Raw genomic sequence first — 10,445 nt, forward strand, 5'->3', positions numbered from 1 at the left:
ACCCTGCAAAAGCAGGGCGAGGCTAATAAGCCTTGACAACAATTATACAAAGCAGTATAATTGCCACGATGATGAATTTAGTGATACTCATCATATGTCCTTTTGGGCATAGATTTTACCACAGGGTGTCAGCCTGTGGTAACACCCCACAAAATTATACTTCAAAATCTTTTAATAAAAATAGTTTAATTGATAAGAAAATGAAATAAAAAAATCCCAAAATCAAAGAATCTTTAGCAAATTTGTTTTAGAATTTTACAAAACTTTAGGAATCAATTTTGAAAACTTATATTTTATTGGTTGTCCTGCTAAGTGCTATGGTAACGATTTCTAGCCTTTATATCACACAGCCTATGCAACCTCTTTTTATGGAAGAGTTTGGAATCTCTATCACACAAGTTACGCTTTTTACTTCTGTTGTGTTGCTCGCACTTGCCTTTGCCCCCATTGTCTATGGTTATTTGTTGGAAAAATTTGATACACGCAAGGTGTTGTTTGTCTCTTTAGGAATGATTGGCGTTTTCCAATGTTTGCTTTGTTTTGCGCAAGATTATAGGACTTTTCTTGCTTTGCGTTTGTTAGAAGCTCTCGCGATTCCAGCTGCCTTGACAGCGACTTTGACAACCTTAATGCGCATTGATATGCAAAATATACAAAAATATGTCAGCCTTTATGTTGCTGCCACGGTTTTTGGAGGTGTACTTTCGCGCGTAGCAGGCGGGTTTATTACTTCTATTTCCTCGTGGCAATTCACTTTTGCTGCACTTGGAATTACTACTTTGGTGGTTGCGATTCTTTCTTTTAGGATTCCTCAAAGCTCCCAAATGACAAATGCAAAAATCACACCAAAAATTGTTTTGGAGCTACTGAAAGATAAGCGATATGCAGTGCTTTATGCGGGGGCTTTTTTGGTGTTGTTTTGTTTTCAAGGCGCGCTAAACTTTATGCCTTTTGAAATCAAAGCCTTAAACCCAGACATTACCCCAGCACAGATTGGTTTTTTGTATCTAGGATATATTATTGGCATTGTTGCCGCGCTTTTGGTCGGGCGCATTAAAAGGTTGCTTGGAGGGGATTTGCGTGCAATCATTTTTGGCTTTGTGGTTTTTGGAATCGCACCTTTGATTATGCTAATCAAAAGCTTTTGGTGGCTCTTTTTTGCGGTGTTTGTGATTTGTATTGGAATGTTCATTGTGCATTCTGTTTTGTCTGCATTTGTGAATTCTATTTCTAGTGAGAAAAAGGGAATCACAAATGGCTTGTATCTTGCGTTTTATTATACAGGTGGCACGATTGGCACGACAATGCCGAGTTATCTTTATTATCATTTCGGTTGGGAAGTGCTTTGTTTGTTTTTGAGTGGGATTTTGTTTGCAAGTGCGTTAATGTTTTATAAAATTAGTCCAATCTTTAAGGAGGCAAAATGAAAGAGCTAGGGGAATATTTAGAATCAATCTTTAAAGAAATCGTGCCACTAGGGAATTTGCATATTTTAGAAAGCGAAAAAGCAAGTGAGATTGTAGCGATTTTTTTAAGTCAAGATTTGCATAGTTTTAATGTTTTTTGGCAGAGTGCTGTGCTACAAAATCTTTGTGAAAAATATTGCAAAACCTTAAGCTTTAAAGGAATCTTACAGGTGCAATACACCTTGCTTCTCAATATTCATAAAGCCTTTGAAAGAGAGCCAAAAAGAACGCAAAATCTGCTCAAAAAAGTTTTGGAAAACCTTGCTTTGCTGGAGCAACATAAGGTTGCAAAAGGAGAATTTTTAGAACAAATCAAGGCGCATTTAGAAAGGATTGCACATCAAGAAATCAAAGAAGTAGAGATTCTACAAAAACAACAAGAATCCACTTTGGATTCAAACTTTTTGCAAGATTTTTGGGGAAATAGTCTAAAACTCCTAGAGCAAAAAAAGGCAGTTTTGCAGGCAATGCAAGCGCAGAATCTTCTTAACCTCTCCTCAAGTTTAGCGGAGTTGGAATCTCTTTTGTTAAAGCTTAAAAATCAGCATTTTTCTATCGGAATCACAGGTGTGTTAAGCGCAGGGAAAAGCACGCTTTTAAACGCACTTTTGGGGCAGGAGATTTTGGGTAGCTCTACGATTCCAGAGACTGCAAGCTTGACGCTTCTAAAATACGCTCAAACACCTAGTGCGCAAGTGAGCTTTTGGAACAAGGCAGAATGGGAAGATTTGAAATCTACAATAGAAGATTCTACACTTGCTGAACTTTTAAATAATGCGGAATTTAAAGAGGTTTTGGAGAAATTTGTGCAGGATTCCACACAGAGTTTAAAGATTTCTTTGCAAGATTTACCCAAATACACTTCGGCAAATCATTCTAGCAGATTATGTAATCTCATCAAGGAAACCATACTCTTTACTCCTCTGAAATTCTTGGAAAATAAAGTAGAAATCGTAGATACGCCCGGACTTGATGACCCTATCGTGCAAAGAGAGGAAATCACCAAAGACTATATTTTGGGTTGTGATTTGCTCATTCACGCAATGAATGCGGCACAGAGTGCGACACAAATTGATGTGGATTTTATCTTGCAAACTTTGCAAAATGCGAATCTCTCAAGGATTTTGATTATCCTAACGCACGCGGATTTGCTAGAGACAAAAGAATTAGAATCTGCTCTGAATTACACGAGAGAAAGCATTAAAGCGCGTTTAATTCAGAGTATGTCTAAAGACAATGCGGAATTAATGCTCCAAAGGGTAGATTTTATTGCGCTTGCGAGCTATCCTGCCTTGCTTGCTCAAACCAATCCACAAAAAGCAAAAGAATTAGGCTTTAGCCTAGAATCGTCCAATTTTAATGCGTTGCTTGATTATCTCAATCAAACCTTGTTGGGTGGTAATAGCACCAAAGCAAAGGACTTGATTTTTTTAAGTGCGCAAGGGTTTGTGCGAGTTTTTGAAAACATCAAATCGGCTTGTGTTTTAGAAAAAAGTTTGCTTTTTGCTAAAGAAAGTGAGATTAAAAAACTTATAGAGGAAGCCAAAATAGAGCAAGAGCAGAGTCTGACAAAACTTCAAGAAACTAAAGAATCCCTAAACAATGCGACGCAACAATTACAAACTTATCTTGAAACTTTGCAAAAGGAACTTAATCAAAAGCTAGAACTTTCTAAAAATATTTTGAGTGAAAGGATTTTTGCGGATATTGTTTATGATTATGATAAGGGTAAAACGCCAAGTTATGAGCGATTGCAAAGAATCTTGGATTTGGGGTTAAAAGATACTTTGAGTGATATTTTGCGTTTTTGCACCCAAAGTTTGGACAAAAAGATTACGCAGTTACAAAGTCAGTTTGAAACGCAGGTGCAAGTAGGAGAAAAAGACTCTAGCATTTTGGGGAATTTTCATCTTCATTTTGATGAAAGTCTTTTAAGAAAAACTGCATTAAAGATTCTAAAATCTATCACAAAATCCGTGCAAAAGTTTGGCAAAAATCAAAGAAGTGAGCTTAAAAGCGCATTGGATTTAGATTTTGAAGCGGGGTTTGTGGAGTTTTTTGCGATGATTATCACACAGAATAAGGCATTAGAATCTAAACTCACAGAGAATTTTAAAAATTTTCTTGAGGATTTAGAGACAAATTTAAAAATGGACTTGGAAAACAAAGCAAAAATTTTGCAAAATGCTTTGCAAAATTCACAAAATAGTGCGCAAGAAAAATCCCAAAAGGAAAGTTTATTAAATCAAAACGAAGCAGCATTAGAGGAGGCTTTGCAGAGTTTTAAAGCCTTGCAAAGCTATGCTACAAGGAGCGCAAAATGCTAAAACAATATTTAAAAGAATGTGAAATCTTGCAAGCAAAAATTGCACAAAAATCTCCTACGCAAAGACTGATTCTTGCTTGTCAAGATAATTTAAATCCTAGTGATTATACTTTGAGTTTTTTTGAAAATTTACAGCAAAAAGAAGTAGAGCCTATGCAAATTGCAATTATCGGGCAGTTTTCAAGTGGTAAAAGCACTTTTTTAAACGCACTTTTGGGGCAGGATATTTTACCTACAGGGATTACCCCGATTACCTCAAAAGTATGCAAAATTTGTTATGGAGAGGATTATATTTTAGAAATTCTCTACAAAGATGGGCGCAAAGTCTTACAAAATATAGATTTTTTGCATAAACTCTCGCGTGAAAATTCTCAAAATATCCATCATTTTTGTCTTTATGCCCCGATTTTGTTTTTGAAAGAAATTAATTTCTTGGATACACCGGGCTTTAATTCTCAAAATTCTGATGATACACATACAACATTGAAAATCTTAGAAAATGTAGATGGAATTATTTGGCTTACTCTTATTGATAATGCGGGAAAAAATAGCGAAAAAGCGTTACTCAAGGAGTTTATTACGCATTTTGCGCAAAAAAGTCTTTGTGTTTTGAATCAAAAGGACAGACTAAAAGACGAACAAGAAGTGCAAACAAGCTTAGAATATGCAAAAGTGGCATTTGAGGGAATTTTCTCTGAAGTGATTCCAATCTCTGCCAAACTCGCATTAAGCGCAAGATTAAATACCCCGCAAAAATTCCTTGAGAACAAACTTCTTTCTTTTGCGCAAACAATCCAAACACTTGCTTTGCAGGATTCTAATGAGGATTCTAAAAAGCCTCAAAATCCACAAGATGTTATGGAGTGTTTGAATGCAACCTATCAGAATTTACAAGAGGGAATTTGGCAAGAATTAGAAACATTAAACTCTCAAAATGCGGAACAGCGAATGCAGGATTCTAATATGCCTTTGATTTTTGACTTTCTAAATCAGACTATTAAGCCCAAGGCAAGTTTTGCTAAATCTTATAGCACACTTAAAAAACTTCGCGAAATGCACATTTTGCTACATTTACAATATCATAAAATTAACCAATGTTATTTAATCTTGCAAAGAACTTTACAAAAAAACCTGCAAGAGTGTATTGCAAATTGCGCTCTTTCACAAGAAAAGGAACAAAAAATCTTTAATGATTTATATATCGGGTTGGATTTGTGGCTAGATACGCTTGCGCAAAGAATCTTTAGCGCATTGGAGAAAAAGCCCTTTACTTTTGCACAAAAAGAAAAAGGTCTTTTGCGCACAAAGTCTGTTGAAACTAATAAAGAAGTGGTAATTCTCCCAATAGAAAAGCTACATATAGAATTACAAAACCAAGATACGCAATTAGTGAAAGATTATAAGGCGCTAAGTGTGAAAATTAAGAACTTTTTGGATTTGTTTGTGCGCTCTATTGGGCAAAATACCAATGCCTTAAAACAAGAATTAGCAAAATGGCAGCATAATGCCCCCAAAAATATTGAGCTTTATCTTGTCGCACCTCAAAGTCAAGCATTGGGAAATTTGCGAGAATTTGCTCAAAATTGTTACGAAAATCTACTAGATGATTTTAACAAAAATGCTCTTGTTGCAACCTCTTATTTGCGTAGTGAATTGAATGTCTTAAGCAATTTTCTAGCTCTTAGCTATAATAATGCAATAGATTTGACTTTGAATCGTTTGGATTTAAAGATTAAAAATGCAATCACTAAGCATAGAGAAAATCAAGAGGAGTTTGCCTTGTTTAATCCGACTTTGGAAAATGTGCGAGAGAGTTTAAATGAAACTTTTTGCTTTGAACAATTTCAAGCGCGTCTTTTTGGACCAATGAATTGCCTTAAAAAAACTTATGCGCAGTTTTTGAATCAAAATGAACAAACCACACAGGATAAAATGCAATTAATTACGCAAGCCTCTTTTGAACTTAAGAAAGAAATAGATAAAATTATGCAGAATCTCACAGCAATTAAGGCAGAGCAAAAGAGTGTTGATATTCAAAAATAAAAAAGTGGAATTAGAATTGCTTAATCTACTTTAACACGCCAATAATGGCGACGAATTTAGGATTAAAGACTGAAGGGAAGTTTATGAAAGTAGAGCTCTTAGAGCCATACATTCAAATCAGTATCGAAAAAGAATCGCAATTTTTAAAACGTGCGGTGGATTTTGCTTATAAGCATTTTTCCAAAGCCTATCGTCTTTCAAGCTCTGTGCTAATCTTAGACGATGGCGAACGTTACAAAAAAGACTATTTTTTGAATTGGGCATACCATGTCGCAATGCAAGAGGAAGCCAAAAAAGACAGCGAGGATTTCCAAACAATTATTGATAGCAGTTATTTGCCTATTCGTATTAAAATGATTGAAAATCGGGCGGTATTGGAACATATTATTGTGTCTTTGCAGATTATTCAAAGCTCTTTTGGTAATTCGCAAGTATGCTTGAAACTCAATCGTCCAAGTCGTCTTGCAAGAAGATATTTGAGTTCTTTATTTCAAGAATTTGTGCTAAGCTATACAAGACAGGAGATTTTCTTGGATTCTAGTAGCCCTTATTTTTGGGAGAAGCTCATCGGCGCACTTTCAATCAAAGTGATTCATAATATTGTGTTGGATTTTGATTACGAAACTTTTAAAACGCACAATACTTTTGAATGCTTTGAGGAATATTTAACCAAAGAGGAAAAAATCCTTAAAAAAAGCTATAAGATTCTAGGTTGTGGCTATAATGATGATTTTGAATGTGTAAAAAATCGTTATATTGAACTTGCTAAAATCTATCACCCAGACAATGTTTATGGGCAAGATAAAAAAATTATTGATGGCTATGCGGAAAAATTCCGCTTAATTAACGAAGCGTATGAAAATATTAAATCCAATTTCAAACGCGTAGCATAAGGAGTGAAAATGTCTAATGCAACACAAAAAGAACCTAATTCAAATGAAGATGTATTTTCTACCGCGATTCCAGACAATATTTTTGATAGTTTTGAGGAATTTAAAGGCGAGCCACAAGAGAAACAATCGGCAAAGCCAAAGGAGAAAGCATATGTGGAATATTCTTTAGAGGATTCCCAAGAAGATTCTAATAAAGGACGTTTTTTGGCGTATTTGTTTTTGCTTATCGTGCTAGTTGGGCTGATTTTTGGTGGAGGATATTATTTTCTTACACAACCTAGTGGAGAAGCTTTACTAAGCAAAGCACAAGAAATATTGGGATTCCAAACACAACCTAATTTGCAAAATGGAATCGTAGAATCACAAAGGGAAGCCATAAGTGAGTTTGCTAAAGAGGAGGAGATTAAACGCCTACAAGAAGCACTTTATCAAAAAGAAAAAGAGCTTGCAACGCTTTCGCAGTCTGTAGATAGCTTGAGTTTATCTGTCAAAGAAATGCAAAACGCAAATAGTGCAAACTCCAATACAATGGCTAGGTTGCGCTACACAATTAAGCCTAAAAAACAAATCATTACCGAATGTTTTTCTATGGGAGTTGGAACTTGGGAGATTCCACAAAGTTGCTTGCTCTCCATTGCGACAAAAGTAGATAAAGAATTGCAAGCAGATAAGCGTGTTGTTGCCTTTGAAGTGCAAGGAATCGTAGATACGAATCCTTATCGTGGATTGTCGCCAGAGCTTAAGCAAGAGGGACTTGCAAGCTTCCGCGCGTGGAACGCGATTCGTGCAATTAATGCCAAAATCCCTAATGCAACAGTGTTTGAGGGTCCAAGCTTGCAGTTAGAAAATAAACGCGGATACAGCATTAAAGCTTATTTTGTTGAATAAAATGAATTTAAATCCCCCCATTCACACTTTGGGCGTGTTTTTGCGCCCTTCAACTCCGGAATTGAAAGCTTATTTTTTAGAATTCCAAAGTTTGGCTTTGGATTTAGGTTTTAATGTTATTTTGGATTCTTTAAGTGCGGGAATGATTGGTATGCGTGGGTTGAACTTTGAAGAGCTTTGTATGCAATGCGATGCGTTAATTTCCATTGGAGGAGACGGCACATTGATTTCAACCGCACGACGTTCTTTCGCATTTGGTAAGCCAATTTTGGGCATTAATATGGGGCATTTGGGATTCCTTACGGATTTGCAAAAAGACGAAGTGGAATCCTTTTTGCCTCATCTTAAAACAGGAAATTACAATATCGCAAATCATATGATGCTAGAGGGAAAAATACAAAACAATCAAAAGAATAATGCGAGTTTTTTTGCCTTAAATGATATTATTCTTACGCGTTTAGACGAGGCTTCTATGATTTATTTAAAAGCATATATTGATGGAGAATATTTTAATGCGTATTATGGCGATGGATTGATTATCGCTACACCTACGGGTTCTACGGCGTATAATATTAGCGCAGGCGGTGCGGTGGTTTATCCCTTTTCTCGTAATTTGCTTTTAACTCCCATTTGTGCGCATTCTTTGACACAGCGTCCGCTGATTTTACCAAGTAGTTTTGAGATTCAAGTAGAGCTTGGTGAGCAAGGACGTTGCAATGTAGTAATTGATGGACAAGAGAGCAAGCCCTTGAAGTTTGGTGAGAAAATCGCAATTCGCGTTCAAGACAATGGCGTGAAACTGATTCATAATGCACATTGGGATTATTTTAAAATCTTGAAAGAAAAATTCCATTGGGGAGATTTTGAATAATGCAAAAGTTGCTCCTTCATCAAATCACCATTAAAGATTCCCCAATTTTTAAACAAATAACTTTTTCCCCTAGTGCGCATTTTAATGTTTTTAGCGGGGCAAGTGGAGCAGGGAAATCCGTGCTTATGGAATCTATCCTTGCTCTTTTTGGTTTGCGTGAATGCAATGCGCAAGTTTTAGAAGCAACTTTGGAATTACAAGGATTTGGAGAGGAGTTTAAGGGGCTTTTTGATGAGGGAGAGATGATTTTGACTTTGACCAAAAAAGACAAGATTCGCTTTTTTTTGAATGCGCAAAATGTCCCTAAAAAGAAAGTTCAAGCACTTTTTGCCCCCTTTTTGAAGCATTTAAGCACTAAAGCGGACGATGTGATAGGTGTAGAAAATTTATTTTTGATTTTTGATTCTTTTTGTTCCTCTAAGGATTCTAAATACAAGGTTTTATTGCAGGCTTATAAGGATTCTTTTGCACAATTTTTAGATGCAAAGGCTGCGCTTAAAAAACTGCAAGAGGAAGCATTAAAGGTTGCAGAGCTTAAGGAATTTGTGCGCTTTGAGATTCAAAAGTTAGAATCCCTTAATCCAAAAAAGGGGGAATATGAGGAGCTTTTGGAGCTCAAAAAAGAGATTTCAAAGAAAGAAAAAATCAATGAAAGTCTGCAAGGAGTGCAAGAGTTTTTAAGTCATCGCTCCAAAGTTTCCCATTTTCTAAACTTGCTTGGAAGTGAAAATGATACGATTTTGAATGCCTTAAACGAGTTAGAGGCATTGTGTGAGCAAGAAAGTGAGAGATTGGGGGAGTTAGAGAATATTAATCCTGAAGAGATTTTGAATCGTTTGGAATCTCTAAGTGCGCTAAAGCATAGATATGGAGGTGTAGAGGAGGCATTGGAATACTTGGAATCTAAAAAGAAAGAATTAGAAAAATATGAAAATTTGGATTCTATTTTAAAAGATTCTACTTTGCAATTTGAATCTGCTAAAAAAAGTTTGGTAGAAAGTGCGAATGCTTTGAAAAAGCTACGAGAAAAATATCTTTCTAGCTTTAAAGAAACTTTAAGTAATGCGTTAGAATCCCTTAAAATGCCTAAGGCAGAAGTTGCTTTACATCCTATTGAAGAGGTGGAATCCTATCAGCCTTTTGGCAATCAAATCTTGGAGATTTCCCTAAATACTGTGCTTAAAAATCTTAGTGCAGGGGAGTTTAACCGATTTCGTCTTGCACTTTTGCTTACACAAAGCGTGCAAGAAAAAAATCAAGCCATTATTATTTTAGATGAGGTAGATGCGAATTTAAGTGGCGAGGAATCCCAAGGGGTCGCAGAAGCTCTTAAGACACTCTCTGAAAATTATCAAATCTTTGCGATTTCTCATCAATCCCATATGCCAAGTTTAGCTGATACACATTTTTTGGTTCAAAAAGGTGCGCAAGGTTCAAAAATCATTCCTTTGGACAAAGAGGGCAGAATCCGCGAGATTGCGCGTATGATTAGTGGTAATGAAATCACAAAAGAGGCGTTGGATTTTGCTATGAAATGTATTGAGGGAAATCAATACAAAAAATCTTAAGATTCCAATATGAATCTCTTAACATTGCGAAAATTTGCGCATTATTTAAAGCAAACGCCACCCCTTAAGCTGCGCTCTATTTATAGAATCGCGGACAATTTGTTTAAAATTGACATCAATGGCGATTTGTTTTTTGTGGATTTAAGTAAGGGCAAAAGCACGATTTTTATCACGCAAGAAACGCTCCTTTGCTCTAAAGTTTATCAAGCTCCTTTTGATAAAAGCTTGCAAAAATATTGCTTTAATTCTTGGATTGTAGATGCAAAGGTAGATGGTAATAATCGTATTTTGCAACTTGTCTTGGAAACCAAAAACAGCTATAAAACTTCCCAAGTCGTCTTGCAGGCTGAATTTACGGGTAAAAATACGAATCTGATTTTGCTAGATTCC

The 10,445-nt window shown here is 35.9% G+C and carries 7 protein-coding genes and 1 pseudogene; all 8 read left to right on the forward strand.

Annotation, left to right across the window (positions count from 1 at the left end; genetic code table 11):
* Positions 1-278: 278 nt before the first annotated feature.
* Positions 279-1,427: an MFS transporter gene (locus tag Q1553_RS05540; protein WP_297601334.1), complete on the forward strand. Its 1,149-nt coding sequence runs from the start codon at positions 279-281 to the stop codon at positions 1,425-1,427.
* Positions 1,424-3,793, forward strand: a complete 2,370-nt coding sequence (locus Q1553_RS05545; protein ID WP_299383296.1) for a dynamin family protein — start codon at positions 1,424-1,426, stop codon at positions 3,791-3,793. The genes Q1553_RS05540 and Q1553_RS05545 overlap by 4 nt, the downstream gene beginning before the upstream one ends.
* Positions 3,787-5,835 carry a dynamin family protein gene (locus tag Q1553_RS05550; protein WP_297571749.1) on the forward strand — a complete coding sequence of 683 codons (2,049 nt, stop codon included), beginning with the start codon at positions 3,787-3,789 and terminating at the stop codon, positions 5,833-5,835. The genes Q1553_RS05545 and Q1553_RS05550 overlap by 7 nt, the downstream gene beginning before the upstream one ends.
* Positions 5,836-5,918: 83 nt before the next feature.
* Positions 5,919-6,728 (forward strand): J domain-containing protein, encoded by an 810-nt coding sequence (locus tag Q1553_RS05555; RefSeq protein WP_115551606.1) that lies wholly within the window; start codon positions 5,919-5,921, stop codon positions 6,726-6,728.
* Between the two features lie 9 nt (positions 6,729-6,737).
* Entirely contained in the window at positions 6,738-7,616 is an 879-nt protein-coding gene (locus Q1553_RS05560; RefSeq protein WP_300692353.1) for a hypothetical protein, read from the forward strand.
* Position 7,617: 1 nt separating this feature from the next.
* Positions 7,618-8,487: an NAD(+)/NADH kinase gene (locus Q1553_RS05565; RefSeq protein WP_115551631.1), complete on the forward strand. Its 870-nt coding sequence runs from the start codon at positions 7,618-7,620 to the stop codon at positions 8,485-8,487.
* Positions 8,487-10,055 carry a DNA repair protein gene (locus Q1553_RS05570; protein ID WP_115551605.1) on the forward strand — a complete coding sequence of 523 codons (1,569 nt, stop codon included), beginning with the start codon at positions 8,487-8,489 and terminating at the stop codon, positions 10,053-10,055. Before Q1553_RS05565 ends, Q1553_RS05570 begins: the two co-directional genes overlap by 1 nt.
* Positions 10,056-10,064: 9 nt before the next feature.
* Positions 10,065-10,445, forward strand: a pseudogene (locus Q1553_RS05575) (hypothetical protein); the annotation flags it as partial.

It is taken from the genome of Helicobacter sp. UBA3407 (assembly GCF_949747025.1).
Classification (GTDB): Bacteria; Campylobacterota; Campylobacteria; order Campylobacterales; family Helicobacteraceae; genus Helicobacter_D; species Helicobacter_D ganmani.

What these genes read in the sequence shown, in the direction of transcription:
- Q1553_RS05560 (WP_300692353.1), top strand. Translation starts at nt 6,738, where the DNA reads ATGTCTAATGCAACACAAAAAGAACCTAATTCAAATGAAGATGTATTT.
- Q1553_RS05550 (WP_297571749.1), top strand. Translation starts at nt 3,787, where the DNA reads ATGCTAAAACAATATTTAAAAGAATGTGAAATCTTGCAAGCAAAAATT.
- Q1553_RS05555 (WP_115551606.1), top strand. Translation starts at nt 5,919, where the DNA reads ATGAAAGTAGAGCTCTTAGAGCCATACATTCAAATCAGTATCGAAAAA.
- Q1553_RS05545 (WP_299383296.1), top strand. Translation starts at nt 1,424, where the DNA reads ATGAAAGAGCTAGGGGAATATTTAGAATCAATCTTTAAAGAAATCGTG.
- Q1553_RS05570 (WP_115551605.1), top strand. Translation starts at nt 8,487, where the DNA reads ATGCAAAAGTTGCTCCTTCATCAAATCACCATTAAAGATTCCCCAATT.
- Q1553_RS05565 (WP_115551631.1), top strand. Translation starts at nt 7,618, where the DNA reads ATGAATTTAAATCCCCCCATTCACACTTTGGGCGTGTTTTTGCGCCCT.